Raw genomic sequence first — 25849 nt, 5'->3', positions numbered from 1 at the left:
GCGGCCCGCGGCTTATTTCTTGTCGGATTCGTTGTCGATGATGCGACCGGTTTCGGCAGGCTTGTCGGCTTTCTCATTCTCGCCCTTCATGCCTTCCTTGAAGCCGCGCACAGCACCGCCCAGGTCTTCACCCACGTTTTTCAGTTTTTTGGTACCGAAAATCAGCACCACGATCAGCAACACAACCAGCCAGTGCCAGATACTGAAAGAACCCATTGCTACTTCCTTTCAAAATGATCAGGCGCGCCCGGCATGCGGCGCGCCGGCAAACCGTCAGCCCTTGTGGCCAAAAACATGTACATGCAGGTGGAACACTTCCTGGCCGCCACCGTGACCGGTATTGATGCCGGTCTTGAAGCCACCTTCCAGCCCCTGCTCGGCGGCCAGACGCGGCACCAGGCCCATGATGCGACCCAGCAGTGCTTCGTGCTCCGGACCGCAGTCGGCCAGCGAGGCCACATGCAGTTTCGGAATGATCAGAAAATGTACCGGTGCAAGCGGACGGATATCGTGAAATGCCACGACATCGTCGTCTTCGTAAACCTTGTTGCAGGGAATATCCCCTGCTGCGATCTTGCAGAAAATGCAGTCACTCATAACGTGGTCCTGTACGCAGAATTCAGGAAGGACGGGAGGCTTTTTCGTCGATGCCGGAAATACCTTCGCGGCGATGCAGCTCCATCAGCACATCCTCCGGACGCAAGCCATGATAAGTCAGCAATACCATGGTGTGGAACCACAGGTCAGCAACTTCACGCACCAGGTGCAGCTTGTCCTTGTCCTTGGAGGCCATGATGGTTTCCGCAGCTTCCTCGGCCACTTTTTTCAGGATGGCGTCTTCGCCCTTGTGGAACAGGGAGGCGACATAGGACGACTGGGGACTCGCCTCGCGGCGGGCTTCCAGTGTATCGGCAACCGTCTTGAGCACATCGAAAGTCATGATGCTTCACCTTTGCATACTGGGAATTCGGCAAGTATAGGCCGATTCGCTCATCGGCCGTTAGCGCAGGACACGGCCTGCCATTGTAGCGACTGCGCGTGATAATGAATTGATACGGAGCAATTTAATGCTTGTGCTGATAAATGGCGTCCGGGTCTTTCAGCACTGCATCCACGACCGTCCAGCCACCCTTTTCAAACCGGCGGTAGAAGCAGCTCTCGCGGCCGGTATGGCAGGCAATGCCACCAGCTTGCTGGATCTGCATCACGATCACGTCGCCGTCGCAATCCAGGCGCAGTTCCTGCACGGTTTGCAGATGGCCGGATTCCTCGCCCTTTTTCCACAGCTTCTGGCGCGAACGGCTCCAGTAGTGGGCAATGCCGGTGTCAGCCGTCAGTTGCAGGCTTTCGCGGTTCATCCAGGCCACCATCAGCACGCGGCCGGTGGCACTGTCCTGGGCAATGGCAGTTACCAGGCCCTGGGCATCCCACTTCACCTCATCCAGCCAGTTGCTCATAGCCGCACCTCGATGCCTGCATCACGCATGGCTTCCTTGGCCTCGCGCACCGTGTATTCACTGAAGTGGAAGATACTGGCCGCCAGTACGGCATCGGCCTTGCCCAGCTTCACCCCATCCACCAGATGCTGCAGATTACCCACGCCGCCGGAGGCAATCACCGGAATGCCCACCCCTTCGGACACGGCACGGGTCAGCGGCAGGTTGAAGCCGATCTTGGTGCCGTCGCGGTCCATGCTGGTGAGCAGGATTTCACCGGCACCGTATTCCTGCATCTTCTGCGCCCATTCCACGGCATCAATGCCGGTACGGTTGCGACCGCCATGGGTGAACACTTCCCAGCGGTCGTTTTCCGGCGTAACCGCCTTTGCGTCCACCGCCACCACAATGCACTGGCTGCCAAACTTGGCCGCGGCTTCGCGCACCAGTTCCGGATTGGTGACAGCGGCGGTATTGATGCTGACCTTGTCGGCACCGGCATTAAGCAGACGACGGATGTCTTCCACCTTGCGCACGCCACCACCCACGGTCAGCGGAATGAACACCTGCTCGGCCACCGATTCGATCACGTGCAGGATCAGGTCGCGGTCGTCAGAGCTGGCGGTAATGTCCAGAAAGGTAAGCTCGTCGGCACCCTGCTCGTTGTAGCGACGGGCAATTTCTACCGGGTCGCCGGCATCGCGCAGGCCGACAAAGTTGACGCCCTTGACGACGCGACCGGCAGTCACGTCCAGGCAGGGGATAATGCGTTTGGCCAGAGTCATGTTCACGACACAAAAAAAGCTTGGCCGAAATGGATTCGGCCAAGCTGGGGTTTAAGGCAGGATCAGGCCTCGGACAGTTCGTCGGCCAGCGTCTGCGCAGCAGCAAAATCAATGCTGCCCTCGTAGATGGCGCGGCCGGTGATGGCGCCTTCGATGCCTTCGTCCTCAACGCCACACAGATTGCGCACGTCGTCGAGATTGGTCAGGCCGCCGGAGGCAATCACCGGAATGGTCAGTGCCTGGGCCAGCTTGACGGTGGCTTCGATATTGACGCCATTCATCATGCCGTCACGACCGATGTCGGTGTAGATCACCGAGTTGACACCGTAGTCCTGGAAACGCTTGGCCAGATCGATCACATTGTGATTGGTGATCTTGGCCCAGCCATCGATGGCCACCATGCCGTCCTTGGCATCCAGGCCGACAATCACCTGGCCGGGGAAGGCATCGCAGGCATCATGCAGAAAGCCCGGGGTTTTCACCGCGGCCGTCCCGATGATGACGTAGGACAGGCCCATGTCCAGGTATTTTTCGATGGTGTCCAGATCGCGAATGCCGCCACCCAGTTGTACCGGCATGTCATCGCCCACTTCCTGCAGGATGGAGCGGATGACATTCAGGTTCTTGGGTTTGCCGGCAAAGGCACCGTTCAGGTCCACCAGATGCAGACGGCGCGCACCCTGGTCTCGCCAGTGGGCGGCCACCTGGACCGGGTCATCGGAAAAGACGGTGGCATCGTCCATGACGCCTTGTTTCAGGCGTACGCATTGACCATCCTTGAGGTCGATAGCGGGTATAAGCAGCATGGTGCTAGATCAACGTAAGTTAAACACTGCCGTCCCATGCCAGGAAGTTCTTCATCATCTGAAGACCGGCACGGTGGCTCTTTTCGGTATGGAACTGCGTCGCAAAAATATTGCCACGCCCGACGATACAGGAAAACCTGTCCGGGTACTCACTTTCCGCCAGCGTCAGTGCTGCATCAGCCGGGGCAAAGTGGTAGCTGTGGACAAAATAGAAGCGTTCGCCATTTTCGATCCCGGCAAACAGCGGATGGGACGAAGTCTGGTAAACACGGTTCCAGCCCATGTGCGGCACTTTGAGGCGCTCGCCAGCGGCATCTGTCAGGTTAGCCGAAAACCGGACCACATTGCCCGGAAACAAGCCAAGTCCTGGCGTATCGCCTTCTTCACTGTGCTGGAAAAGCAACTGTGCACCCACGCAGATGCCAAAAAACGGCTTGGTCTGCGTGGTTTCACGTACGGCTTCGGCCAGACCGTAGCTGTTGAGCTCGCGCATGCAGTCCGGCATGGCGCCCTGACCAGGAAACACCACCTTGTCCGCCTTGACGATGGCTTCCGGGTCGCGGCTGAGGAAAATGTCCGCGCCCTGGTCGTTGACTGCCTGGATGGACTTGAGCACCGAGTGCAGATTGCCCATGCCATAGTCGATTACTGCGACTTTCATCTTGCCCCTAACTGTTCGGGTGAAGGTAGGCTGCGGCTCAGGCCGTCAGCGTGCCCTTGGTGGACGGCGTGGCACCGCCCATGCGTTCGTCCACTTCACAGGCCATGCGCAGCGCGCGGCCAAAGGCCTTGAAGATGGTTTCCGCCTGATGGTGGCTGTTTACCCCGCGCAGATTGTCGATGTGCAGGGTCACCATGCTGTGGTTGACGAAGCCGTGGAAGAACTCGGAGAACAGGTCGACATCGAACTGGCCGATGCTGGCGCGGGTGTATTCCACGTTGTACACCAGGCCGGGACGGCCGGAGAGGTCGATCACCACGCGGCTGAGCGCTTCGTCCAGCGGCACGTAGGCATGGCCGTAACGGCGGATGCCCTTCTTGTCGCCAATGGCCTTGGCAAAGGCCTGGCCCAGCGTGATGCCGATGTCTTCCACCGTGTGGTGGGCATCAATGTGCAAATCTCCCTTGGCCACGATGTCCAGGTCGATCAGGCCGTGGCGGGCAATCTGGTCCATCATGTGGTCGAGAAAGGGCACGCCGGTATCGAAATGGCTGCGGCCAGTACCATCCAGGTTCAGGGTGACGGTGATCTGGGTTTCCAGGGTATTGCGGGTAACGGAGGCTGTTCTCATGGTTTCAGGCAAAGTAGCCGGCCAGTGCAGCAAGCACGGCCGTGTTTTCATCCGGGCTGCCCACGGTGAGGCGCAGGCATTGGTCCAGCAGCGGGTGGCTGCCATGCAAGTTCTTGATCAGGATGCCATTTTTCTTCAGAAAGGCAAACAGTTCTGCGGCATCCGGCACGCGGATGGTGACAAAATTGGCCTGTGAATCAAATGCCGTCAGCGCGCTGTACTGGCGCAAGACCTGCAGCAGGCGCTGGCGTTCGTCGCGCAGGGTTTGTGCCTGCTGCATGAACACATCCAGATGGCGCAGCGCAAAGCGGGCGGCCGCCTGGGTCAGCACATTGATGTTGTAGGGCGGGCGTACCTTGTCCAGCTCGTCTATCCATTCGGCACAGCCTGCAGCATAGCCCAGGCGCAGGCCGGCCAGACCCAGCTTGGACAGGGTACGCATCACCAGCAGATTAGGGCGGCTGCCGGCCAGATCCATCAGGCTGTCGCTGGCAAAGGCCTGGTAGGCCTCATCCACCACCACCAGTCCCGGCGCGGCATCCAGCACCGCCAATACCTGCTCGCGGGAAAATTGCGGGCCGGTGGGATTATTGGGATAAGACAGGAACACCATCGCCGGTTGATGGGTGGCAATGGCCTCCAGCAAGGCTGGCAGATTCAGGCTGAAGTCGGCATTCAGCGGCACGCCGACATACTGCAGGCCGGAGAACAGCGCATTCATGCGGTACATGACGAAGGACGGTTCCAGCGCCAGCATCACCGCGCCGGGTCGCGCCAGCGCCTGGGCAATCAGGGTGATGATTTCGTCCGAGCCATTACCCAGCAGCACACTGGCGGCTGCCGGGATGTCAAACGCCGTCTTCAGTTCGTCCTTCAGCCCGCCGCCATGCGGATCGGGATAACGGTTGATGGCCACCTCGGCCAGGCACTGGCCCAGCTCGGCACGCAGTGCAGATGGCAGTGCGTACGGATTTTCCATGGCGTCCAGCTTGATGAGGCCGCTGGCGTCGGCCACGTGGTAGGCCTTGATTCCGGCAATTTCCGGACGGACCAGTTGCTTGGCAGTCAATGTCATGATGATGGGGCTGTGCCGGTTATCTTGCGCAACCGACCCGGCCATACAGGTCAACAGGGGCGTTGTCAGTACAACGCTGGAGGGGGCTATCCTACCGTGTTCGGTCGTTTTGGGCTAGCAGCGCCCGGTGCCGGACCGCCATGCTGGCGCAGGAAAACGACATTTCCATCGCCCAAAAAAAACAGGGCCGGCATTGGCGCGGCCCTGTCTTTAGCTGAAGCAATTTTGCTCAGGGTTCCAGCCGCAGCTCGGCAGCGCGGGCGTGGGCGGTCAGGCCTTCGCCATGGGCCAGTACGCTGGCAATCTTGCCCAGCTTCTGTGCACCAGCAGCAGACACGCGAATCAGGCTGGAGCGCTTCTGGAAGTCGTACACCCCCAGCGGGCTGGCAAAGCGCGCGGTGCGGCTGGTGGGCAGCACGTGGTTGGGGCCGGCGCAGTAGTCGCCCAGGCTTTCCGAGGTGAAACGGCCCATGAAGATGGCACCGGCATGGCGCAGCAGCGGCAGGCTGGCGTCCGGATCGGCCACCGACAGCTCCAGATGTTCCGGCGCAATGTAATTGGCAATCTCGCAGGCTTCGGCTAGGTCGCGCACCTGGATCAGCGCGCCACGGTTGCCCAGGCTGGCTTCGATGATGGCGCGGCGCGGCATGGTGGGCAGCAGCTTTTCAATGCTGGCTTCCACTTCGGCAATGTATTCCTCCGACGGGCACAGCAGGATGGCCTGGGCGATTTCGTCGTGCTCGGCCTGGCTGAACAGGTCCATGGCAATCCAGTCGGCCGGGGTGTTGCCATCGCTGATCACCAGAATTTCGGACGGGCCGGCCACCATGTCGATGCCCACCACGCCGAACACACGGCGCTTGGCAGCGGCCACATAGGCATTGCCCGGGCCGGTGATCTTGTCTACCTGCGGGATGGTTTGGGTACCATAGGCCAGCGCGGCCACAGCCTGGGCACCACCACAGGTGAATACCTTGTCCACACCGGCGATGAAGGCAGCGGCCAACACCAGGTCGTTACGCTCACCTTGCGGAGTGGGCACCACCATGATGATTTCGCCCACACCCGCCACCTTGGCCGGCATCGCGTTCATCAGTACCGAGCTGGGATAGGCGGCCTTGCCACCGGGCACGTAGATGCCCACGCGGTCCAGCGGGGTGACTTGCTGGCCCAGCAGAGTGCCGTCTTCGTCCTCGTAGCTCCAGGAATGCGCCAGCTGTTTTTCGTGGTAACGGCGTACGCGCTCGGCGGCGGCGCTCAGTGCCTGCTGTACTTCGGCGGACAGCCGCAGCCAGGCTGCTTCCAGTTGCTCACGCGACAGGGTGAGATCGGCCATGGAAGTGGCCTGCATGCGGTCGAAGCGATTGGTGTATTCCAGCACGGCGGCATCGCCACGCGCCTTGACGTCATCACAGATGGCCGCCACGGCGCTGTCCACTGCTGGGTCCTGCGCGGTTTCAAAGGCCAGCAGTGCTTGCAGTTGCTGCTGGAAATCAGCTTGGGTCGAAGACAGTTTCAGCATGGGATTCCGTTTCTGCCTTATGCCGGCACGGCAGAGGCAAAGGCATCCAGCACCGGCTGGATGCGGTCGTATTTGAGCTTGAGCGCGGCCTGGTTCACCACCAGACGCGAACTGATGTCGATGATGTGTTCCACCGCCACCAGATTATTGGCGCGCAGCGTGCCGCCGGTGGATACCAAGTCAACGATGGCATCGGCCAGCCCCACCAGCGGTGCCAGCTCCATCGAGCCGTACAGCTTGATGATGTCCACGTGTACTCCCTTGGCGGCAAAGTGTTCACGGGCGATTTTGGGGTACTTGGTGGCCACTTTCAGGCGCGCGCCCTGGCGCACGGCATTCTGGTAGTCAAAGCCGTTTTCCACCGCCACCATCATCTTGCACTTGGCAATGTTCAGGTCCAGCGGCTGGTACAGGCCCTCGCCACCGTGTTCGATCAGCACATCGCGCCCGGCAATGCCCAGATCGGCCGCGCCGTACTGTACATAGGTGGGGACGTCAGAGGCTCTTACAATCACCAGCCGCACGTCGTCATGGTTGGTACCGATGATGAGCTTGCGCGAGGATTCCGGATCTTCCGCCGGAACAATGCCGGCAGCGGCCAGCAGGGGCAGGGTTTCTTCAAAGATGCGCCCTTTGGACAGGGCAATAGTCAGGGTCATGATATTAGACAGGCAATGGAATGGGTAAGAAGGCCATCATCAGCCGACCAGAGCACGGCGTTCCCGCTCCAGATGACCGACATAACGCTGTACCAGCGTTTCTGACGACGGCGTCATGTTGAGAAAGGCACAGCCGACACGCACTGCATCGTTACCGTTACGCAAACGGGTACTCAGATGGTGCCGGATTTCAATGCTCACCCGCAGGCTGCCCATGGGCTTGAGCTCGAAAGTGCAATTCTGGTATTTCTGGCCAAGCTCGAAGCCTGGCGTTTGTGCTGCCGGCAGCCACAGGCTGCAGCCGCCCAGACTGATGTCGAACAGCACCAGGTCCAGCGGGCGGTTCGGGTAGTCGGCGATATGGCAATTCACCGGGTTACCCACCGGGGTCTGGATGCGGAAAAATTCGCGGCGCTGCAGCTTGATCACCTGCTCCGGCAGGTCCACCTCGAAGGCAGGGCCGCTGTCCAGCATCACCTTGCGTGCGGCGGTGGTGACAAACTGGGTTTTCACCCCCTCGGGTGAACAGACAAACACATTGCGCTCACTGGCCAGCAACTGCTCGTTGGTGGCCGGATCCGCACCCCAATCCAGCAACAGCACGCCACGCTTGGCGTCTACTTCCAGAAAGCGGGTGAGAATGAAGGTTTTTCCCTTATTGGAAAACACCGTCACCATATGACCAGACTTGGCGATGGAGGCCAGATGGTGCACCACCTCAACCGGTGTGGCCAGGGTATACCTGGTCAGATCGGGCTGGGCATGGTCGCCATGCGGCATACCGGCGGTGTTGTCTTGGCTCACGATGGGTGCTTCTTTCCGCTGTAAATGTGAATCGTTGCCTGAATTCTAGCGTAACAGCTGACGAATATCATGAGTCAGGCTGTCTGCCGGCGTGCCATACGCCTCATAAACCCGCAATTTTCCGCTTTTATCGAATAGATAGGATCCGGCGCTGTGGTCCACGGTGTAAGCCCCATTGGTGTCGTCCACCTTCTGCGCCACCACCTTGTAGGCGGCCTTTACCGGCTCTATCTGTGCCGTACTGCCGGTCAGGCCGACAAAACGGGCATCAAAATGCGGCACATAGCCGGCCAGCACCGTACTGGTATCCCGTTCCGGGTCCACGGTAACAAACAACACCTGCACCTTGTCGGCATCCGCTCCCAGCTTTTTCATCACCGCAGCGTATTCCAGCATGGTGGTGGGGCAGACATCAGGGCAATGCGTGTAGCCAAAGAACAGGGCCACCACCTTGCCGGAAAAGTCGGACAGTTTGCGTGGCTTGCCCAGATGGTCGGTCAGACTGAAATCGCCACCCAGCTGGGTTTCGCTCATGTCGGTACCCTTGAGGTCCAGCTTGGCCGCAGCCGGGGGCGCACAGGCGGCCAGTGCCGCCAGCAGGCAGGAAAGCATCAGAATTCGTAACAGGAAGCGCATCAGATAACCGGTAGCAAACAATAGTGATCAAGCAGCATTGCACCAAACAAGCCGGCCAGATACCAGATAGACCAGCGGAAGGTGCGACGCGCCAAGGCGTCAGCATACTGACGATGCAGTTGCACAGCAAGAAACAAGAAGCGCGCATCCAGCAGCAGCGCCAGCAGCAAGTAGATCAGGCCGGCTACGCCAATGGCCAGCGGCAACAGGCTGACGGCACCCAACAACAGGGTATAGAGCAGGATGGACAGCGTGGTAAACGACTGGCCGTGGGTGAGCGGCAGCATGGGCAGGCCGGCGCGGGCATAGTCGCTGCGCCGGTACAAGGCCAGCGCCCAGAAATGGGGGGGCGTCCACACGTAGATGATCAATAGCAATAGCAAGGCATGCGGGCTGACTTCACCCGTCATTGCTGTCCAGCCCAGTAAGGGAGGCAGGGCACCGGCCAGACCGCCGATCACGATATTCTGCGGGGTGCGCGGCTTGAGCCATAGTGTGTAGACCAGCACATAGATCAGCAGTCCGCCCAGTGTCAGCCATGCAGTCAGCACATTGATGCCGATCAGCAACAGCATGCCGCTACCAGCCAGCACCAGAGCCAGCGACAGGGTTTCCACCCGGCCAGCCTCGCCCCGGGCGGTCGCCCGCCAGGCAGTGCGCTGCATGCGCGCATCCAGCGACTTCTCCAGCATGCAGTTGAGCATGGCCGACGCCGCAGCCATCAGGGCAATGCCCAGGCTGGCGATCGCCATCCGCCCTGGCGACGGCAAGCTCGGCTGGGCCAGCAGCATGCCACTGACGGCACAGAACAGAATCAACGCCAGCACCCGTGGTTTGGCCAGCTGCAGCATGGCGCGTGCATGCTGCCAATGGTACTGCGGCAGAGTTCCGGCTGGTTTCATGTTGATTCCGCCATCATTCGCCATGCATGCCGGAACGCTTGCCCGGCCAGTTGCGCACCAAGATGGCGGCAGGCTGGGCCTGCCGCTCCCGGATCGCAATCCGGCCACGCCAGGATGCCACTGGCTGCAAACGACACAGCAAGCCCAGAGCCAAGGCCAGTAGCAGCATGGCCAGTACATGATGGGCCAGGGCCACCGGTAAAGGCCGCAACCACAAGACATTGGCAATGCCCAACAGCAGCTGCAGCCCGGCCAGCAGCCCAAGCAGGCACAGGTTTCTGCGCAAGGCCGAGTAGCACCACAAGCGCCAGATCACGGCAACCAGCACGCATAGCAGCAACAAGGCCCCTACCCGGTGTAGCCAGTGCACCGCCACCAGTGCGGCAGCTGGCAGCGCGACATGTCCACCCGCAGCAAGAGGCCAACCCGGCAGCGCTGCCGCCAGTTGCATGTCCGGCCACCAGTTGCCATTGCAGCGCGGGAAGCCCTGGCAGGCCAGTGCGGCCTGGTTGGCCGCCATCCAGCCACCCAGAGCAATCTGTCCCAGCAGCAACAACACCAGCAAAGCCGCCAGCCGCCACGGTGAGGGCAAGACGGCCACCCGTGGCTGGTATCGCCCGATCGCCTCTCGCAACAGCAGGGCAAACAAGGACATGCCCAGCAGCAGGTGGGTGGTCACCACCAGCGGTCGCAGCTGCAATGTAACCGTCAACATGCCCAGCGTAGCTTGCAGCAGCAGCAAGACCAGCAGCAGGCTGGCTGCTGCCAGGCGCTGCCGCTGCCGCCAGGCTTGCCACCAATACCCCAGCACCAGCATGCCGAGCACACCTGCCAGATAGCGATGAGTCATTTCCTTCCAGGCCTTGTCCGGGCTGACCGGGCCATCCGGCTGCAACTGCATGGCATGGGCAATCTCGGCAGCAGCATGGACAGGAGACAGGCGACCGTAGCAACCAGGCCAGTCCGGGCAGCCCAGACCCGCCTGGGACAGGCGCACATAAGCGCCCAGCGGCAGCAAAACCACGGCCAGCACCACGGCCAAGCACAGCAGTTTTCGCATCACAGCCTCCCGGTCAGTCCGGTAGCAGGTTTGCGCTACCGGGCTGGTGAATGCTTCAACCCATGCCGTTGTTCACCTTTAGCACCATCGCCAGTTCGCGGATGATGCGTTCCGGCCGCAAGGTATCGGCATAAAACAGCAACTGGTTGCCCTGCGGATCGATCAGGTAGAAGCCCTGTCGCTCAGGCTGGATGGGTTGTCGCTGCGGCAACAGCAACACACCGTCGCTGGCAGCAACAACCTGTCGGTCATGCAGCAGTACCCTGCGTACCCGCGGCGCGGCCTCGCCCAGCGCCAGATGAACCTGACGCATTGCATACAGCCGCTGCCGACAGGACCGCTGACACGCCGCAGCCGTCTGCGTCACCAGTACCCACTGCCCACGCGGCCAGGCTTGCTGCTCCGCCGCCACAAAATGCACCGTGGGCAGCATCTCGCCATAACTCTTGCCACCCTCAGGTGGCAAAAAACGGTAGCTGAACCAGGCAGCAACAACCGGCAGCAGGCACAGCGCCAGCATGGCCAGCAAGCGCAGTTGTCCCGTGCGGCGCGCATTCATTCCGCACTCCGCACCCAGCGTCGCCACAGCAGCAACGCACACACTGCCAGCAACAGCCACTGCAGCGCATAGGCAAAATGGCGCTGGGCCGACAAGCTTGGCTGCAGAGGCCAGGGCTGCAATCCGGACAAGGGCGGCTGCAGGATGAATACTCCCGGATGCCAGCGCCCCGGATAACGCTGCTGCAAGGCAGCACGGTCGACATCATCCACCACGCCGTCAATGCCCTGCCGCGCACCAGGCAGAGTCCAGCGTGCGTGCCATGGCAACCATTGACCGGACAGACGCTGCGGCAGGCGCTGCACCGGCACAGGTTGCGCGGCAGCCCGCCAGCCCAGGTCTGCCAGCACCAGACTGCCATTATCCAGCCGCAGCACCTGCAATATGCGCTGGCCCGGCATACCGTCCAGCAGGCTGTTGTCCAGCAGGATGGGCATGCCACCGGCACTAGCACCCGCCAACTGGTAACGGGCCATATCGGGCTCTCCTGCTGCCGGCAAGGCAGTCACTACCGCCGGTGCCTGCCGTGCCAATAGCATCTGCTCCAGCCGCAGCTTGTCCATGCCGCGCTGCCATTGCCACAACGCCAGTACAAAAGGTAACAAGACGCATAACAACAGAAACCCACGGCCACGTTTTTTGCCACTAGACTGAATACATGTGTTTGCTGTCCGGGCAGTACCGGGGGATTCCGCCATGAAAATCATCATTGTGTTCTTGCTGGCCTGTATCGTGCTGGTACTGTTCTGGGGGCTTTCCGGCCTGCTCAAGGCGGATTCGGGATCACAACGGCTGATCCGCTCGCTGACCTTGCGTGTCGGCTTGTCCATCGGCCTGTTCATGTTGTTGCTGCTGGGTGTGTTGTTTGGCTGGTGGCGGCCACACCAGCCGGGCTGAGCAGGATTCATAGCCAGTACACCAGCACAAACAGCAGCAGCCACACCACATCCACAAAATGCCAGTACCAGGCCGCCGCCTCGAAGGCGAAATGGTGCTGGTGGTCGAAATGCCCGCGCAGCACCCGTAACCACACCACCAGCAGGATGATGCTACCCAGCAGTACATGCAGGCCATGCAGGCCGGTCAGCATGTAGAAGGTCATGCCATAGGCACCGGCAGACAGCGTCAAATGCTGCGTAGTCCAGGCGTGGTGGTATTCGATGGCCTGCAAGACCAGAAACAGGCCGCCCAGGCTAAAGGTGAACAGCAAACCGCGTTGCAGTTGCCGCCGCCGCCCCTGCAGCAGCCCCCAGTGCGCCCAGGTCAGCGTAGCGCCGGAAGACAACAGAATCAGCGTATTGAGTGCCGGCAAGCCCCAGGCTTCCATTGCCTGATAGCTCACCATCGCCTGCGGTGCCGTCAGCAAGGGCCAACTGGGGGAGAAATCAGGATATAGCCACTTGTAATCCAGGCTGCCCAGCGTAGGCAGCGCCACCAGGCGCAGCCAGAACAGCACACCAAAAAATGCGCCAAACAGCATGACTTCGGAGAAGATGAACCAGCCCATGCCCCAGCGAAAAGACATGCTCTCCTGGCCTTGATAGCGGCCCTGCTGGTTTTCGCCAATCACATCGCCAAACCAGCCAAACAACATGCGCAGCAAGGCCAGGCCGCCGGCCAGCAGCAGCCAGCCACTCCACCCCACGCCGTTAACGGCCAGTGCGGCCCCAAGGCCCAGGCAAAACAGCGCGGCGGCACCCAGCGCCGGCCAGCGCGAAGGGGCTGGCACAAAATATTGCCCGGCTGCATGGTGTTCCCGAATGTCCATTGCGCACTCTCCTCAAGCACCGATCCAGTTGGCCAGCGCCAGCAGCAAGCCAATCAGCATCAGTACGAGCAACAACGCGGTGATGACCAGTTGCCATGGCCGCAACTGACTGTCTCCCTGCACCGACTGCCGTTTGCGAATGCCGGCAAAAGCCGACAGCACGGCCAGTACACCACGCCAGCCATTCACGGCCCGCTCCCCTGCCCCGGCACGTCAAACACGCTATATGCCAGCGTGATGCGATCAATCCCGGCGGGCAGCTGCCGGTCGATCAACAACACCACCGGAAAACGCCGCGTCTCTCCTGGCTGAAACAGCTGCTGGCGAAAACAGAAGCATTCCAGCTTCTTGACATAGGCGGCGGCCTCAGCCGGCAGATAACGCGGAATCGCCTGGCCAACTACTTTTTGCTGACTGTTATTGCGCATTTCATACTGCAGCTGGATGAACTGGCCGGTTTCCACCTTTAGCCGGGATTGCTGCGGCCGCACCTGCCAGGGCAGGCCGGGCTGCACCATGGCGTCCAGTTGCAGCTCCACCGGTCGCGCCGCTGGCTGTACTTCGGCCTCGCCCGACAAGGCATCGGCAGCCACCACCCGGTTCAGGCCAGTCACCTCGCACAGCACCCGGTACAGCGGCACCAGCAGCCAGGCAAAGCCGAACATCAGCACTGCCGCCAGCAGCAAGCGGCGCAGCAATACTGCATTGGCCATCCGCCGGCTATCCATTTCCCGCTCCCGCTAAACCTGCCCGCCATCCCGCATGCTCAGCACCACCCCGTTTTCAGCCGTTTCCAGTTGCGGCGGCTGACTGAAGCTGTGATAGGGCGCGGGCGTGGGCAAACGCCACTCCAGGGTATTGGCCCCTTCCCATGGCTGCTGCGGCGCGGTTTTGCCGTGGCGCAGCGAATACAGGATATTGATCAGGAAAATCAGCTGCCCCAGGCCAAACATGAAGGCGCCAATACTGGCTATACGGTTGAAATCGGTAAATTGCAGCGCGTAATCCGGGATGCGGCGCGGCATGCCGGCCAAACCCAGAAAATGCATGGGAAAGAAGGTGACGTTGAACCACAGCAAGGACCACCAGAAATGCAGCTGGCCCAGCCGCTCCACATACATGCGGCCGGTCATCTTGGGAAACCAGTAGTAGACAGCGGAAAACAGGCTGAACAAGGCACCGGCCACCAGCACATAGTGAAAATGCGCCACCACGTAATAGCTGCCATGCAATTGCACATCCACCGCCGCCACGCTCAACGTCACACCGGACAGGCCGCCGATGGTGAATAACAGGATGAAACCGATGGCAAACAACATCGGGGTTTCAAAACTCATGCTGCCTTGCCACATGGTGGCAATCCAGTTGAACACCTTCACCCCGGTTGGCACGGCAATCAGCATGGTGGCGTACATGAAGAACAGCTGGGCGGTGGCCGGCATGCCGGTGACAAACATGTGGTGCGCCCACACCATGAAGGACAGCACGCCGATGGAGCTGGTGGCATACACCATGGAGCTGTAGCCGAACAAGGGCTTGCGCGCGAAGGTGGGAATCACCTGGCTGACAATGCCAAAGGCCGGCAAGGCCATGATGTAGACCTCCGGATGACCGAAAAACCAGAACACATGCTGGTACAGGATGGGATCACCCCCACCGGCCGCATTGAAAAAGTGGGTGCCGAAGTGACGGTCGGTCAGCACCATGGTGACGGCACCGGCCAGCACCGGCATCACCGCGATAATGAGGTAGGCGGTAATCAGGCTGGCCCAGGCAAACATCGGCATATTCATCATGCGCATGCCCGGCGCACGCAGATTGATGATGGTGACCACGATGTTGATGGCTCCCATGATGGAGCTGACCCCCAGAATGTGGATGGCAAAGATGGTGAGATCCATGCCCATGCCCAGCTGTACCGACAGCGGCGCGTACAGCGTCCAGCCCGCAGCCGCCGCACCGCCGGGAACGATGAAGGACAGCAGCAGCAGGGACATGGCCGGTGGCAATAGCCAGAAGCTCCAGTTGTTCATGCGGGCAAACGCCATGTCCGGCGCGCCTATCATCAGCGGCAGCATCCAGTTGGCCAGCCCGGTGAAGGCCGGCATGATGGCACCGAACACCATGATCAGCCCGTGCAGGGTAGTCAGCTGGTTGAATAGTTCCGGCTGGAAGAACTGCAAACCGGGACTGAACAGTTCGGCGCGGATGCACAGTGCCAGCACGCCCCCTACCAGAAACATGCTGAAGGCAAACCACAGATACAGCGAACCGATGTCCTTGTGATTGGTGGCGAACAACCAGCGCCCCAGCCCATGCGGCTTGTGCGCCGTGGGCAGCTTGTCTGCTGCACCGCTTGCCATGTCCATGACCATCTCCTCAACCGCTACCGCCACGCACGGCGCGAATTTCAGCCGGCTGTACCAGCTGGCCGGTATTGTTACCCCAGGCATTGCGCTCATAGGTGATGACGGCAGCAATTTCGGTATCGGACAACTGCTTGCCCCAGGCCTGCATGGCCGGATTGCGCTGACTGCCATGAAACACGATGCGGATATGCGCCGCCTTGTCACCATTGACTATCGGTGAGCCATCCAGCGCCGGAAAGTTACCGGGGATGCCCTTGCCGCTGGCCTGATGACAAGGCAGACAGTTCTGGCCGTACACCTTCTCGCCGCGTTCGCGCAGGGCCGCCAGCGACCATACCTTGGACGGATCGTCAGCACTGGCCGCCAGCTGTTGCAGCCGCGCCGTACGCCAGCGGGCATAGTCCTCCGGGCTGCGCGCATCCACCACGATGGGCATGAAGCCGTGATCCTTGCCGCACAGCTCCGAGCATTGGCCACGGTAAATGCCGGGCTTGTCTACCATGAACCAGGCATCACGCAGGAAGCCGGGAATGGCATCCTGCTTGATACCCAGTTGCGGCACCCACCAGGAGTGGATGACATCGTTGGCCGTCAGCAGCAGGCGCACCTTGCGCCCGGTTGGCAGCACCAGCGGCTCATCGACTTCCAGCAGGTAATGTTCCGGACGTACTGCGGTGGCGGCCATGGCAGCACGTGGGGTGGCCAGATGGCTGACAAAGCCGAAATTATCGTCCAGATAGTCGTAACGCCACTTCCACTGATAGCCGGTGATGCGGATGGTCATGTCCTCGCCATGCGTGCTTTTCTGGTTCAACACGGCGCGGGTGGCCGGCCAGGCGATGGCCAGCAGGATCAGCAGGGGCAGCACGGTCCAGATGATTTCTACCGTGGTGTTTTCATGGAAGGGTTTGGCCTCATGGCCGACCGACTTGCGGTGCCGCACGATGGCATACAGCATCACGGCCAACACCAGCAGGAAGATTGCCCCGGTCACCAGCAGTAGCATGGTGTGCAGGTCGTACTCCATCCTGGCCAGGGAAGTGGCGGGGGCTTGCAGATTCAAGGCCGCACTCTGCCCGTGCACCGCCGTGCTGTTCAGGATCAACCACGCGGCGCTACTGCCGCACAAGCGCGGGCAGGACATGCGTCCCCCTCTTCCGGCCACAAGATACTCGACGGCCTGTTCAAGCACTGACAACAAATATCAACAGCTGCTTGCAATCCTAGGTCAGGCGTGAATAAAAACAAGAATCTTTCATGACGCAGTGCGGCAGGGATGTAAATTCCGTAAGCATATTCTTGTAATTGCGTTACGATGGCAAATAATGATGAATGATTCATGATCATTTCAGCTAAAACCTGCCCAGCCCACACTGCCTACACCCATCATGCCGAATGCAAGCCATGAGCAGTACAGTGCAAATCCTCATTTTCTGGCCTCCCTGTCGGGGCTGATGGCCAGACAGTCCATTGTGGTAGAACACAGCCTGGCGGCAACGGATGGCAGCATCCTGCTTAACAGCGGGCAGACATTGCAGAACCAGCACGTACAGGAATTGCCGCAGCAATTGCTGCGCTCGCCACTGGAAGCTAGCCTGGCTCTGCCGGATTTTGCAGCACATGCCCTGCTGCAAGAAAAATGCCAGCACTTGCTTTCCAACCAAAGGCTGCTGCAGGTGCTACTGGAAAAAACAGCACATCGGCATGCCTGCCTTGCCGTGCTGGAGAATCTGCCGCTCAATCACTCCCTCACCATTCTCCTGGCCATGCTGGAAGAACAAGAGCAGCTGGATCACGGCCTGCTGTGCTGCCTGATCAGCCTGGGACTGGCCTTGCGCACTGGGCAATCCAGCATCCTGCTGGAACAAATTGCACTGGCGGCGCTGTTTCATGATATCGGCGAGCTCTATCTGAGCCCCAGAACAGTCAGCCCGGAGGCTGGCAACAGTGCCACCCTGTGGCGTCACCGCATGGCACATCCGCTGATCGGCTACCGCCAGATGCGGCAACTGGGGCAGTTCACCCACAAGGAAACGGTAGCGCTGGCCATTTTGCAGCACCATGAACGGCTGGATGGCAGCGGCTATCCACGCCGGGAAAAGGAAAAAGAGCTGGGGATTGCCGGTCAGATCATCGCGGTAGCTGACCTGGCCACCCAGCTGCTGCTACACAAAAGCCACCCCTATCAAAGGCTGGATATTGCCTTGCGCATCATTCCGGGTGAATTCCACCGGCCATCGGTCTCCCTGCTTAACCGCATTATCCGTCAGCTAAGTCAGAGCAATGCCACCGCCAATGGCATGACACAGGCCATGGAAGACCTGCACGCCCTGCTCAAGCACATCGGAACCATCACCCACCAACTACTGAATTTACAAGAAGAAAAGCTGAGTAGTACCGGTCAGATCACTCTCAGCCGCTGCATGAGCCAGTTTGATGGCATCCAGCGCTCGCTGTTCAGCACGGGCATGCAGTCAGGCAATCAGTTGGGGCAGGAGGAAGATCTGCAGCTGGAAATCATGCTCGCCAGCCAGGAAATCAACTGGCGGCTGCGCAATCTGGGCCGGGACCTGAGCCTGACCCAAGACCGGCTGGGACCGGATGACTGCATGCTGTTTCAGGAACTCAGCAGCACTTTGCTCGACACGCCGGTGACCGCCAGCTGACAAGACCAGTGCCGACAGGAGCTAGCCCTGGGATGCAGCCCCGTCGTAAGGCAGCTCCAGCAGCAGCGGTGCGGAGATGGCTGCCTTGAGGGTAGCCAGATTGTCGGCATAGGCCAGTTGCTGCGGCACCACCCGGTTGGCCACCCAGCCCGCCAGTGTCAGGCCGGAAGCCTCGATCGCCCGCACCGTGAGCAAGGCATGGTTGATGCAGCCCAGCCGCATGCCCACCACCAGAATCACCGGCAGTTGCAGCGCACGTGCCATGTCCTCCATGTACACGCCATCGGCCAATGGGGCCAGCCAGCCACCGGCGGCTTCCACCAGCACGGTATCCGCCTGCGTCGCCAGTTGCCGGTAGTGGCTGACAATACGCTCCAGCGAAATCTCCACACCGGCCTCACGCGCGGCAATATGGGGCGATACCGGCGGCAAAAAGCGGTAGGGGTTCATCAGGTCCAGATCCTGCTGTCCGCTTGCCGCCACCAGCCGGGCCACATCGTCATTCAGCCAGCTGCCGTCCGGCAGAATCTCGCAGCCGGAGGCCACCGGTTTCATCGCCAATACCCGCTGGCCCTGTGCCTGCCAATGGCGGATCAGCGCGACGGCGGAATGGGTTTTGCCGATTTCGGTATCGGTGCCGGTAATGAAAAATCCCTGGGACATGATGTGCGCGCCTTGCAAGAATGAAGCAGGCGCGATGATAACGCGGGACAGCCGGGAGGGTAAGACTGGTGTCAGCCCGCCAGCGCGACAACGCCGACCTCCTGGGTCGGCTGTCTGCCGCACTGGCCTTGTGAGCCGGGGCTGAATGGGAAGCGGCCTTGTGAGCCTGTGGTTTCAATCAAAGGGTGAACTGAAACCTGTTGCCGGATGGCTGCCACCGGGCGGGTCCGGCCTGACGGGAACGGGATGGGGAAAATCCGTCAGACCAGTCCCGGGCTGTGGCAGTTAGCCCGGCTGAAAACAAAATCAAATTCTTAAACGTCGCCTTGTGCCTTGACACGCTCCTGACGGTTACTCAGCTTGTTCAGTGCGGACAGGTAAGCCTTGGCACTGGCCACAATCACGTCGGTATCGGCACCCTGGCCATTCACCACGCGGCCATCCTTGGCCAGACGCACGGTAACTTCGCCCTGCGATTCGGTGCCCTTGGTAATGGCGTTCACCGAGTACAGTTCCAGTTCGGCCGCGCTGTTGACCGTGCTCTCGATCGCCTTGAAGGCGGCATCTACCGGGCCGGAGCCGCTGGATTCGCAGCGTTTTTCCACGCCGTGCTCGACAAACACGATGGCAGCTTGCGGGGCTTCACCGGTTTCGGTGTTGATCTTCAGCGACACGAACTTGTAGTCCTCCTGCAGGGTGGAAACCATTTCGTCGGAAACCAGTGCATGCAGGTCTTCGTCGAAAATCTCGCGCTTGCGGTCGGCCAGGTCCTTGAAGCGGGCGAAAGCCGCGTTCAGTGCCTCTTCGCTGTCCAGCACGATGCCAAGATCGGTCAGCTTGGTCTTGAAGGCATTGCGGCCGGACAATTTGCCCAGCGTCAGGCGGTTGGCACTCCAGCCCACGCTTTCGGCGGACATGATTTCGTAGGTTTCGCGATGCTTGAGCACGCCATCCTGATGGATGCCGGATTCATGGGCAAAGGCGTTGGCACCCACAATGGCCTTGTTCGGTTGCACCGGATAGCCGGTAACGGTGGACACCAGCTTGGACGCCGGCACGATCTGGGTGGCATCGACACGGGTTTCCACGGCAAAGATATCCTTGCGGGTACGCACGGCCATGACGATTTCTTCCAGCGCGGCATTACCGGCACGTTCGCCCAAGCCGTTGATGGTGCATTCCACCTGACGGGCACCGCCCAGAACTGCGGCCAGGCTGTTGGCCACCGCCATGCCCAGGTCGTTGTGGCAATGGGCAGACCAGATCACCTTGTCGCCACCCGGCGTCTTGCTGATCAGCTCGCGGAAGAAAGCCTCGGTGGCACGCGGCACGGCGTAGCCCACGGTATCCGGCACGTTCAGCGTGGTGGCACCGGCCTTGATCACTTCGCCAAAGATGCGGGCGAGGAAGTCGATGTCCGAACGCAAGGCATCTTCGGCGGAAAATTCGACATCGTCGGTATATTCACGCGCAATCTGCACTGCCTTTACCGCTGCAGCCACCACTTCATCCGGGCTCATGCGCAGCTTCTTTTCCATGTGGATGGGGCTGGTAGCAATGAAAGTGTGGATGCGACCACGCGCAGCAGGCTTGATGGCTTCACCGGCGGCACGCACATCGCGCTCGTTGGCGCGGGCCAGGCTACAGACGGTGGAATCCTTGATCACCTCGGCAATGGCGCGGATGGCTTCGGCATCACCCGGGCTGGCAGCGGCAAAACCGGCTTCGATCACATCCACACCCAGACGTTCCAGCTGACGGGCGATACGGATCTTTTCTTCCTTGGTCATGGAAGCGCCCGGCGACTGCTCGCCATCACGCAAGGTGGTATCAAAAATGTAAAGACGGTCGCCCATGTCGAATGCTCTCCCTTGTCCCTGTGCTGCTGTCCCGGCGGCGTTCAGGTAATCGTTGAAATCGAATCTCTTGCCCTGGCTGGCGGCTAGTTGTGCCAGTTTGTTCAACTGTGACAGCGGCAGGCTGCCACGTTCTCTCCATTTGTAGATTGCTGCACGGCTGACCGGCTCATCGGGAAACAGCTGACTCAGGCCTTCAGCCACCGCACCGGGGCCACCCAGGTCTTCGATCAGTCGTTCAATGTCCAATTGCATGTTGTGCTCCTGCAGCAAAGTTTTAACCAATGTATCGATTGGACATTATTTCGTCAAACTCGCAGTGCAACATGTGGGAAAAATTCAAAATCCCTGTGTCAAATATGCAAATATTGGACATTAAGTCTAATATTTCTTAAAAATCAGCTAACAAAGACACCAAGAGCTGTCAGCGGCATGATCGGACCATCAGAACAATTCAGACAAAAATTGGACAATTTTGTCCAATAGCCACATCGTAGCGGACAATAAAAAACCCCGTTGCGCCAGGCACCAACGGGGTGATCTGTTCAGCCAACAGCAGGTTCAAAGCATCACAGGCTTCGGTTTGCACCAGCGCCAGGCCGCCATCACATAGCCGGACAGCGCATAGCAGACAAAGAAGCCGAACAGCACCAGCGGCGGCTCGGACATCAGCAACAGCAAAGCCACCACCAGCGCCAGCAGCATCACAAACGGTACGCGACGACGCAGGTGGATTTCCTTGAAGCTCCAGAACTTCACATTGGTCACCATGGTGATGCCGGAAAATGCGGTGAAACCCAGCAATACCCATTTGAGGCCGGGCAGGCCGGTGTAATCGTAGGCATGGCAAATCCACACCAACCCAGCCACTAGCGCCGCCGCAGCCGGGCTGGGCAGGCCGGTAAACCAGCGCTTGTCTGTTGTACCTATCATGGTATTGAAGCGCGCCAGCCGCAGCGCTGCGCCGGCGCAGTGAATGAAAGCCACCATCCAGCCCAGCTTGCCCATATCTTTCAGCAGCCATTCATAGGCTACCAGCGCCGGGGCCACGCCAAAGCTCACCATGTCCGACAGACTGTCAAACTCGGCACCGAAGGCGCTCTGGCTGTGCGTCAGCCGGGCCACGCGCCCATCCATGCCGTCCAGAATCATGGCAACAAAAATGGCAACGGCAGCAATCTGGAAATTCTGGTTCATCGCCTGGACGATGGCATAAAAGCCAGCAAACAGGGCGGCCAGGGTAAAGGAATTGGGTAGCAGGTAAATGCCCTGGCGGCGCAGGGAGGGTTTGCCCGGAACGGGATCATTGATCATGGTGTTATCCGTAAGCGAAGCGGTCGATACGGCGCTGAATTGCAACGGCGACACAAGCCGTGCAGTCAATACGTCGACGATCTGGATATCGGGCGCCTTGGCGCAGAACCCGCTAGTTTAATCCAAGCTAGCACAGGCGGCAAAAACACCGCGAGCCCACACCATCCCGGATGCACAGGCATGAAAAAAGCCGGGTTGCCCCGGCTTTGCACACTGACCGACTTCGAAATCAGTTCTTGGACTGGTCGACCAGTTTGTTCTTGGAAATCCAGGGCATCATGGCGCGCAGTTCGGCACCAACCTTCTCGATCGGATGATCGGCGGTCAGGCGACGACGGGCAGTCATGCTCGGATAGTTGGTCTTGCCTTCCAGGATGAACATCTTGGCGTATTCGCCGGACTGGATGCGGTACAGCGCCTTTTTCATGGCTTCCTTGGTGGCGGAGGTCACCACTTCCGGGCCGGTCACGTACTCGCCATACTCCGCGTTATTGGAGATGGAGTAGTTCATGTTGGCGATGCCGCCTTCGTACATCAGGTCCACGATCAGTTTCAGTTCGTGCAGGCATTCGAAGTAAGCCATTTCCGGAGCGTAACCGGCTTCGGTCAGGGTTTCGAAACCGGCTTTCACCAGTTCTACCGCGCCGCCACACAGCACAGCCTGTTCGCCGAACAGGTCGGTTTCGGTTTCTTCGCGGAAGTTGGTTTCGATCACGCCACCCTTGGTACCGCCGTTGGCAGCAGCATAGGACAGGGCCACGTCACGGGCCTTGCCGGACTTGTCCTGGTAAACGGCGATCAGGGTCGGCACGCCGCCACCCTTCACGTACTCGGAACGCACGGTGTGGCCTGGGCCTTTCGGGGCAACCATGATTACGTCCAGGTCTTCACGCGGAACGATCTGGTTGTAATGCACGTTGAAGCCGTGAGCAAAAGCCAGGGCAGCGCCCTTCTTGATGTTCGGGGCGATTTCGCTGCGATATACGTCCGGCTGCGATTCGTCCGGCAGCAGGATCATCACGACATCGGCCTTCTTCACTGCTTCGGCCACTTCCTTGACCTTGTGACCAGCGGCTTCGGCCTTTTTCCAGGACGCACCGTCCTTGCGCAGACCAACAATCACATCAACGCCAGACTCTTTCAGGTTCTGGGCGTGGGCATGGCCTTGCGAGCCGTAACCGATGATGGCTACTTTTTTACCCTTGATGATGGAAAGATCAGCGTCCTTGTCGTAATACACTTTCATTTGCTTTGTCCCTTGTTATCCGGGCGGCCACCTGCTGTGGCCCGCCGCCAGATGTATAGATATATCAGATTTTCAGAACCCGTTCACCACGGCCAATGCCGGATGCGCCAGTACGGACCGTTTCCAGGATCACTGCGCGGTCAATGGCCTCGATAAAGGCCCCCAGCTTGTCGCTCGTACCAGTCAGCTCGATGGTGTATGTCTTTTCCGTAACATCGATGATGCGACCGCGGAAAATATCCGCCATGCGCTTCATTTCCTCCCGGTCCTTGCCGGTAGCGCGCACCTTGATCAGCATCATCTCGCGTTCGATGTGCTCGGATTCGTTGAGGTCTATCACCTTGACCACCTCGATCAGCTTGTTGAGCTGCTTGGTGATCTGTTCGATGACTTCGTCAGAACCATGCGTGACGATCGTCATCCGTGACAGCGTCGGATCCTCGGTAGTCGACACTGTCAGTGAGTCAATGTTGTAAGCCCGGGCCGAAAACAGGCCCACCACGCGGGACAGTGCGCCCGCCTCGTTTTCCAGCAAGATCGAAAGAATATGTCTCATACCGTCCGCCTCAGCACATATTGCCGTAGTCACGGTTGTTCTCGAAAGGAAGCTGCTGGACATCGCGCATGTGCGGCGGCAAGTCCATCTGGTCCAGGCCCTTGCCGTTCTGGATCATCGGGAACACGTTCTCGGACTGATCAGTACGGAAATCAAGGAATACCAGGCGCTCCTTCAGCGCAGGGCCAAACGCCTCGCGCAATACCGGTTCCACGTCAGACGGATTTTCGATCTTGAAGCCAACATGGCCATAGGCCTCGGCCACCTTCACGAAGTCCGGCAACGCGTCCATATAGGACTCGGAGTACCGGGTTCCGTAGAAGAATTCCTGCCACTGGCGCACCATGCCCAGGTAGCGGTTGTTCAGCGCCACCACCTTGACCGGGGTATGGTATTGCTTGCAGGTGGACAGCTCCTGGATATTCATCTGGATGGAGCCTTCGCCGGTGATACAGGCGACGGTTGCATCCGGATTGGCCAGTTGCGCGCCCATGGCTGCCGGCAAACCGAAGCCCATGGTACCCAAGCCGCCGGAATTGAGCCACTGCTTTGGATTGTCGAACTTGTAATACTGCGCCGCCCACATCTGATGCTGTCCCACATCAGAGGCGACAATGGCCTTGCCACCGGTGATCTCGTACAGCTTTTCCACCACGAATTGCGGTTTGATCAGCTCGGTGGACGGGGTGTACAGCAGCGAATTGTGGCCACGCCATTCTTCGATCTGCTTCCACCAGCCAGCCAGGTGACCGGCATCCGGCTTCTGGCCGGACTGGCGCAGGATGTCCAGCATTTCGCGCAGCACGTGCTTGACGTCGCCGACGATGGGCACATCCACCTTCACGCGCTTGGAAATGGAAGACGGGTCCACATCGATGTGGATGATCTTCTTCGGCTGCGACAGGAAGTGCGACGGCACGCTGATGACGCGGTCGTCAAACCGCGCGCCAACGGCAATCAGCACATCACAGTACTGCATGGCCATATTGGCTTCGTAAGTGCCGTGCATGCCCAGCATGCCGAGGAACTGCGGATCGGAACCCGGATAGGCACCCAAGCCCATCAGGGTGTTGGTACACGGCAGGCCCAGCGATTTCACCAGCTCGGTGACTTCGGCCGCGGCATTGCCCTGTACGGCACCGCCACCGACATAAATGTAGGGACGCTTGGCTTCCAGCAGAAGGTTGATGGCCTTCTTGATCTGTCCCGGATGGCCGCGGGTGGCAGGCACATAGGAACGAATGTGCACGCTTTCCGGGTAGTGGAATTCGGCACTTTGCTGGGTGACATCCTTGGGAACATCCACCACCACCGGGCCTGGACGGCCGCTCTTGGCGATGTAGAAGGCTTTCTTGATGGTTTCCGCCAGGTCGTTGATGTCCTTGACCAGGAAGTTGTGCTTCACGCACGGGCGGGTAATTCCCACCATGTCCACTTCCTGGAAGGCATCCAGACCGATGGCCGGCGTGGCCACCTGGCCAGAGATCACCACCATCGGAATCGAATCCATATAGGCGGTGGCAATGCCGGTAACGGCATTGGTGGCACCGGGACCCGAGGTCACCAGTGCAACGCCCACCTTGTCGCTGGAACGCGAATAAGCATCGGCTGCATGCACTGCGGCCTGCTCATGGCGTACCAGAACGTGCTTGAACTTGTCCTGCCGGAAGATGGCATCATAAATTTCCAGAACTGCGCCACCAGGGTAGCCGAACAGAAATTCGACCCCTTCTTCCTGCAGGCAACGGACCAGGATTTCCGCGCCCGATATCTGCATCTTTTGCCTCTTTGTCTTGTCTTGCAGTCAATCTTGGCAATTGACTTGTGTTTCATCCCGTTGTGATGAAAGACCTTAGCGTATCCCTCAAATAGCGG

General features: G+C 59.8%; 30 protein-coding genes. 2 read left to right on the top strand and 28 right to left on the bottom strand.

The window, feature by feature from the left end; genetic code table 11:
* Positions 1 to 12 precede the first annotated feature (12 nt).
* The 17 genes from tatA to GSR16_RS00470 form a co-directional block, all read right to left on the bottom strand.
* Positions 13 to 216 (bottom strand): Sec-independent protein translocase subunit TatA, encoded by a 204-nt coding sequence (tatA, locus tag GSR16_RS00550; RefSeq protein ID WP_089082610.1) that lies wholly within the window; start codon positions 214 to 216, stop codon positions 13 to 15.
* Between the two features lie 57 nt (positions 217 to 273).
* Positions 274 to 597 (bottom strand): histidine triad nucleotide-binding protein, encoded by a 324-nt coding sequence (locus GSR16_RS00545; RefSeq protein WP_159874652.1) that lies wholly within the window; start codon positions 595 to 597, stop codon positions 274 to 276.
* Positions 598 to 619: 22 nt separating this feature from the next.
* Positions 620 to 940, bottom strand: a complete 321-nt coding sequence (locus GSR16_RS00540; RefSeq protein ID WP_159874651.1) for a phosphoribosyl-ATP diphosphatase — start codon at positions 938 to 940, stop codon at positions 620 to 622.
* A 124-nt stretch (positions 941 to 1064) separates the two neighbouring features.
* Positions 1065 to 1457 carry a phosphoribosyl-AMP cyclohydrolase gene (gene hisI, locus GSR16_RS00535; RefSeq protein ID WP_159874650.1) on the bottom strand — a complete coding sequence of 131 codons (393 nt, stop codon included), beginning with the start codon at positions 1455 to 1457 and terminating at the stop codon, positions 1065 to 1067.
* On the bottom strand, positions 1454 to 2221 hold the full coding sequence (gene hisF, locus GSR16_RS00530; RefSeq protein ID WP_045845852.1) for an imidazole glycerol phosphate synthase subunit HisF: 768 nt from the start codon (positions 2219 to 2221) through the stop codon (positions 1454 to 1456). The genes hisI and hisF overlap by 4 nt, the downstream gene beginning before the upstream one ends.
* Before the next feature lie 62 nt (positions 2222 to 2283).
* Complete coding sequence (gene hisA, locus GSR16_RS00525; RefSeq protein ID WP_159874649.1) at positions 2284 to 3027, bottom strand: 1-(5-phosphoribosyl)-5-[(5-phosphoribosylamino)methylideneamino]imidazole-4-carboxamide isomerase; 744 nt, start codon at positions 3025 to 3027, stop codon at positions 2284 to 2286.
* A gap of 19 nt (positions 3028 to 3046) precedes the next feature.
* Positions 3047 to 3688, bottom strand: a complete 642-nt coding sequence (gene hisH, locus GSR16_RS00520) for an imidazole glycerol phosphate synthase subunit HisH (protein WP_159874648.1) — start codon at positions 3686 to 3688, stop codon at positions 3047 to 3049.
* Positions 3689 to 3725: 37 nt separating this feature from the next.
* Positions 3726 to 4319: an imidazoleglycerol-phosphate dehydratase HisB gene (gene hisB, locus GSR16_RS00515; RefSeq protein WP_045845854.1), complete on the bottom strand. Its 594-nt coding sequence runs from the start codon at positions 4317 to 4319 to the stop codon at positions 3726 to 3728.
* A 4-nt stretch (positions 4320 to 4323) separates the two neighbouring features.
* On the bottom strand, positions 4324 to 5394 hold the full coding sequence (gene hisC, locus GSR16_RS00510; RefSeq protein WP_159874647.1) for a histidinol-phosphate transaminase: 1071 nt from the start codon (positions 5392 to 5394) through the stop codon (positions 4324 to 4326).
* 229 nt (positions 5395 to 5623) lie between these two features.
* A complete protein-coding gene (gene hisD / locus GSR16_RS00505) occupies positions 5624 to 6916 on the bottom strand; it encodes a histidinol dehydrogenase (protein WP_159874646.1) in 1293 nt (430 codons plus the stop codon).
* Positions 6917 to 6933: 17 nt separating this feature from the next.
* Positions 6934 to 7575, bottom strand: a complete 642-nt coding sequence (gene hisG / locus GSR16_RS00500) for an ATP phosphoribosyltransferase (protein WP_159874645.1) — start codon at positions 7573 to 7575, stop codon at positions 6934 to 6936.
* A 39-nt stretch (positions 7576 to 7614) separates the two neighbouring features.
* A complete protein-coding gene (locus GSR16_RS00495; RefSeq protein ID WP_240902566.1) occupies positions 7615 to 8379 on the bottom strand; it encodes a flagellar brake protein in 765 nt (254 codons plus the stop codon).
* A gap of 45 nt (positions 8380 to 8424) precedes the next feature.
* On the bottom strand, positions 8425 to 8991 hold the full coding sequence (locus GSR16_RS00490) for an SCO family protein (RefSeq protein WP_240902565.1): 567 nt from the start codon (positions 8989 to 8991) through the stop codon (positions 8425 to 8427).
* A gap of 23 nt (positions 8992 to 9014) precedes the next feature.
* Positions 9015 to 9917, bottom strand: a complete 903-nt coding sequence (locus GSR16_RS00485) for a heme o synthase (RefSeq protein WP_159874643.1) — start codon at positions 9915 to 9917, stop codon at positions 9015 to 9017.
* A gap of 13 nt (positions 9918 to 9930) precedes the next feature.
* A complete protein-coding gene (locus tag GSR16_RS00480) occupies positions 9931 to 10977 on the bottom strand; it encodes a COX15/CtaA family protein (RefSeq protein WP_159874642.1) in 1047 nt (348 codons plus the stop codon).
* 55 nt (positions 10978 to 11032) lie between these two features.
* Positions 11033 to 11536, bottom strand: a complete 504-nt coding sequence (locus GSR16_RS00475) for a hypothetical protein (RefSeq protein WP_159874641.1) — start codon at positions 11534 to 11536, stop codon at positions 11033 to 11035.
* Positions 11533 to 12141 carry an SURF1 family protein gene (locus GSR16_RS00470; RefSeq protein ID WP_159874640.1) on the bottom strand — a complete coding sequence of 203 codons (609 nt, stop codon included), beginning with the start codon at positions 12139 to 12141 and terminating at the stop codon, positions 11533 to 11535. The genes GSR16_RS00475 and GSR16_RS00470 overlap by 4 nt, the downstream gene beginning before the upstream one ends.
* 91 nt (positions 12142 to 12232) lie before the next feature.
* Here GSR16_RS00470 and GSR16_RS00465 point away from each other — a divergent pair, with 91 nt between their 5' ends.
* Positions 12233 to 12433 carry a DUF2909 domain-containing protein gene (locus GSR16_RS00465; protein ID WP_159874639.1) on the top strand — a complete coding sequence of 67 codons (201 nt, stop codon included), beginning with the start codon at positions 12233 to 12235 and terminating at the stop codon, positions 12431 to 12433.
* 7 nt (positions 12434 to 12440) lie between these two features.
* Here the strand turns inward: GSR16_RS00465 and GSR16_RS00460 are convergent, their stop codons facing one another.
* From GSR16_RS00460 to coxB, 5 genes are read right to left on the bottom strand one after another with little or no spacing between them, the layout of a single operon-like run.
* The gene (locus GSR16_RS00460) at positions 12441 to 13304 is read right to left on the bottom strand and encodes a cytochrome c oxidase subunit 3 (protein WP_159874638.1); all 864 of its coding nucleotides are present in this window, start codon (positions 13302 to 13304) and stop codon (positions 12441 to 12443) included.
* Between the two features lie 12 nt (positions 13305 to 13316).
* On the bottom strand, positions 13317 to 13493 hold the full coding sequence (locus tag GSR16_RS00455; RefSeq protein WP_159874637.1) for a DUF2970 domain-containing protein: 177 nt from the start codon (positions 13491 to 13493) through the stop codon (positions 13317 to 13319).
* On the bottom strand, positions 13490 to 14032 hold the full coding sequence (locus tag GSR16_RS00450; RefSeq protein ID WP_159874636.1) for a cytochrome c oxidase assembly protein: 543 nt from the start codon (positions 14030 to 14032) through the stop codon (positions 13490 to 13492). The genes GSR16_RS00455 and GSR16_RS00450 overlap by 4 nt, the downstream gene beginning before the upstream one ends.
* Positions 14033 to 14044: 12 nt before the next feature.
* Entirely contained in the window at positions 14045 to 15673 is a 1629-nt protein-coding gene (ctaD, locus tag GSR16_RS00445) for a cytochrome c oxidase subunit I (protein WP_240902564.1), read from the bottom strand.
* 10 nt (positions 15674 to 15683) lie between these two features.
* Positions 15684 to 16817, bottom strand: a complete 1134-nt coding sequence (coxB, locus tag GSR16_RS00440) for a cytochrome c oxidase subunit II (protein WP_159874635.1) — start codon at positions 16815 to 16817, stop codon at positions 15684 to 15686.
* A gap of 310 nt (positions 16818 to 17127) precedes the next feature.
* Between coxB and GSR16_RS00435 the strand changes: the two genes are divergently transcribed.
* The gene (locus GSR16_RS00435; protein ID WP_159874634.1) at positions 17128 to 18339 is read left to right on the top strand and encodes an HD-GYP domain-containing protein; all 1212 of its coding nucleotides are present in this window, start codon (positions 17128 to 17130) and stop codon (positions 18337 to 18339) included.
* A 21-nt stretch (positions 18340 to 18360) separates the two neighbouring features.
* Here GSR16_RS00435 and bioD read toward each other — a convergent pair whose 3' ends face one another.
* The 6 genes from bioD to ilvB form a co-directional block, all read right to left on the bottom strand.
* A complete protein-coding gene (bioD, locus tag GSR16_RS00430; RefSeq protein ID WP_159874633.1) occupies positions 18361 to 19002 on the bottom strand; it encodes a dethiobiotin synthase in 642 nt (213 codons plus the stop codon).
* Positions 19003 to 19316: 314 nt separating this feature from the next.
* Positions 19317 to 21113: a 2-isopropylmalate synthase gene (locus tag GSR16_RS00425; RefSeq protein WP_045845775.1), complete on the bottom strand. Its 1797-nt coding sequence runs from the start codon at positions 21111 to 21113 to the stop codon at positions 19317 to 19319.
* A gap of 306 nt (positions 21114 to 21419) precedes the next feature.
* Entirely contained in the window at positions 21420 to 22172 is a 753-nt protein-coding gene (pssA, locus tag GSR16_RS00420; RefSeq protein ID WP_159874632.1) for a CDP-diacylglycerol--serine O-phosphatidyltransferase, read from the bottom strand.
* A gap of 229 nt (positions 22173 to 22401) precedes the next feature.
* Positions 22402 to 23418: a ketol-acid reductoisomerase gene (ilvC, locus tag GSR16_RS00415; RefSeq protein ID WP_159874631.1), complete on the bottom strand. Its 1017-nt coding sequence runs from the start codon at positions 23416 to 23418 to the stop codon at positions 22402 to 22404.
* A 64-nt stretch (positions 23419 to 23482) separates the two neighbouring features.
* Complete coding sequence (gene ilvN, locus GSR16_RS00410; RefSeq protein ID WP_059284698.1) at positions 23483 to 23974, bottom strand: acetolactate synthase small subunit; 492 nt, start codon at positions 23972 to 23974, stop codon at positions 23483 to 23485.
* Positions 23975 to 23984: 10 nt separating this feature from the next.
* On the bottom strand, positions 23985 to 25751 hold the full coding sequence (gene ilvB, locus GSR16_RS00405) for a biosynthetic-type acetolactate synthase large subunit (protein WP_159874630.1): 1767 nt from the start codon (positions 25749 to 25751) through the stop codon (positions 23985 to 23987).
* Positions 25752 to 25849: the final 98 nt, after the last annotated feature.

The organism is Aquitalea denitrificans (assembly GCF_009856625.1).
In the GTDB taxonomy this organism is placed as follows: domain Bacteria; phylum Pseudomonadota; class Gammaproteobacteria; order Burkholderiales; family Chromobacteriaceae; genus Aquitalea; species Aquitalea denitrificans.
This window is presented reverse-complemented; position numbering and strand designations above follow the sequence as displayed.

What these genes read in the sequence shown, in the direction of transcription:
- hisI (WP_159874650.1), bottom strand. Translation starts at nt 1,457, where the DNA reads ATGAGCAACTGGCTGGATGAGGTGAAGTGGGATGCCCAGGGCCTGGTA.
- hisH (WP_159874648.1), bottom strand. Translation starts at nt 3,688, where the DNA reads ATGAAAGTCGCAGTAATCGACTATGGCATGGGCAATCTGCACTCGGTG.
- GSR16_RS00465 (WP_159874639.1), top strand. Translation starts at nt 12,233, where the DNA reads ATGAAAATCATCATTGTGTTCTTGCTGGCCTGTATCGTGCTGGTACTG.
- GSR16_RS00425 (WP_045845775.1), bottom strand. Translation starts at nt 21,113, where the DNA reads ATGCAATTGGACATTGAACGACTGATCGAAGACCTGGGTGGCCCCGGT.
- pssA (WP_159874632.1), bottom strand. Translation starts at nt 22,172, where the DNA reads ATGATCAATGATCCCGTTCCGGGCAAACCCTCCCTGCGCCGCCAGGGC.
- GSR16_RS00480 (WP_159874642.1), bottom strand. Translation starts at nt 10,977, where the DNA reads ATGCGAAAACTGCTGTGCTTGGCCGTGGTGCTGGCCGTGGTTTTGCTG.
- bioD (WP_159874633.1), bottom strand. Translation starts at nt 19,002, where the DNA reads ATGTCCCAGGGATTTTTCATTACCGGCACCGATACCGAAATCGGCAAA.
- tatA (WP_089082610.1), bottom strand. Translation starts at nt 216, where the DNA reads ATGGGTTCTTTCAGTATCTGGCACTGGCTGGTTGTGTTGCTGATCGTG.
- hisB (WP_045845854.1), bottom strand. Translation starts at nt 4,319, where the DNA reads ATGAGAACAGCCTCCGTTACCCGCAATACCCTGGAAACCCAGATCACC.
- GSR16_RS00485 (WP_159874643.1), bottom strand. Translation starts at nt 9,917, where the DNA reads ATGAAACCAGCCGGAACTCTGCCGCAGTACCATTGGCAGCATGCACGC.
- ilvC (WP_159874631.1), bottom strand. Translation starts at nt 23,418, where the DNA reads ATGAAAGTGTATTACGACAAGGACGCTGATCTTTCCATCATCAAGGGT.
- GSR16_RS00450 (WP_159874636.1), bottom strand. Translation starts at nt 14,032, where the DNA reads ATGGATAGCCGGCGGATGGCCAATGCAGTATTGCTGCGCCGCTTGCTG.
- ilvN (WP_059284698.1), bottom strand. Translation starts at nt 23,974, where the DNA reads ATGAGACATATTCTTTCGATCTTGCTGGAAAACGAGGCGGGCGCACTG.
- GSR16_RS00475 (WP_159874641.1), bottom strand. Translation starts at nt 11,536, where the DNA reads ATGAATGCGCGCCGCACGGGACAACTGCGCTTGCTGGCCATGCTGGCG.
- ilvB (WP_159874630.1), bottom strand. Translation starts at nt 25,751, where the DNA reads ATGCAGATATCGGGCGCGGAAATCCTGGTCCGTTGCCTGCAGGAAGAA.
- hisG (WP_159874645.1), bottom strand. Translation starts at nt 7,575, where the DNA reads ATGACCCTGACTATTGCCCTGTCCAAAGGGCGCATCTTTGAAGAAACC.
- GSR16_RS00490 (WP_240902565.1), bottom strand. Translation starts at nt 8,991, where the DNA reads ATGCTTTCCTGCCTGCTGGCGGCACTGGCCGCCTGTGCGCCCCCGGCT.
- GSR16_RS00545 (WP_159874652.1), bottom strand. Translation starts at nt 597, where the DNA reads ATGAGTGACTGCATTTTCTGCAAGATCGCAGCAGGGGATATTCCCTGC.
- GSR16_RS00460 (WP_159874638.1), bottom strand. Translation starts at nt 13,304, where the DNA reads ATGGACATTCGGGAACACCATGCAGCCGGGCAATATTTTGTGCCAGCC.
- GSR16_RS00435 (WP_159874634.1), top strand. Translation starts at nt 17,128, where the DNA reads ATGGCCAGACAGTCCATTGTGGTAGAACACAGCCTGGCGGCAACGGAT.
- coxB (WP_159874635.1), bottom strand. Translation starts at nt 16,817, where the DNA reads ATGTCCTGCCCGCGCTTGTGCGGCAGTAGCGCCGCGTGGTTGATCCTG.
- ctaD (WP_240902564.1), bottom strand. Translation starts at nt 15,673, where the DNA reads ATGGACATGGCAAGCGGTGCAGCAGACAAGCTGCCCACGGCGCACAAG.
- GSR16_RS00540 (WP_159874651.1), bottom strand. Translation starts at nt 940, where the DNA reads ATGACTTTCGATGTGCTCAAGACGGTTGCCGATACACTGGAAGCCCGC.
- hisC (WP_159874647.1), bottom strand. Translation starts at nt 5,394, where the DNA reads ATGACATTGACTGCCAAGCAACTGGTCCGTCCGGAAATTGCCGGAATC.
- hisF (WP_045845852.1), bottom strand. Translation starts at nt 2,221, where the DNA reads ATGACTCTGGCCAAACGCATTATCCCCTGCCTGGACGTGACTGCCGGT.
- hisA (WP_159874649.1), bottom strand. Translation starts at nt 3,027, where the DNA reads ATGCTGCTTATACCCGCTATCGACCTCAAGGATGGTCAATGCGTACGC.
- hisD (WP_159874646.1), bottom strand. Translation starts at nt 6,916, where the DNA reads ATGCTGAAACTGTCTTCGACCCAAGCTGATTTCCAGCAGCAACTGCAA.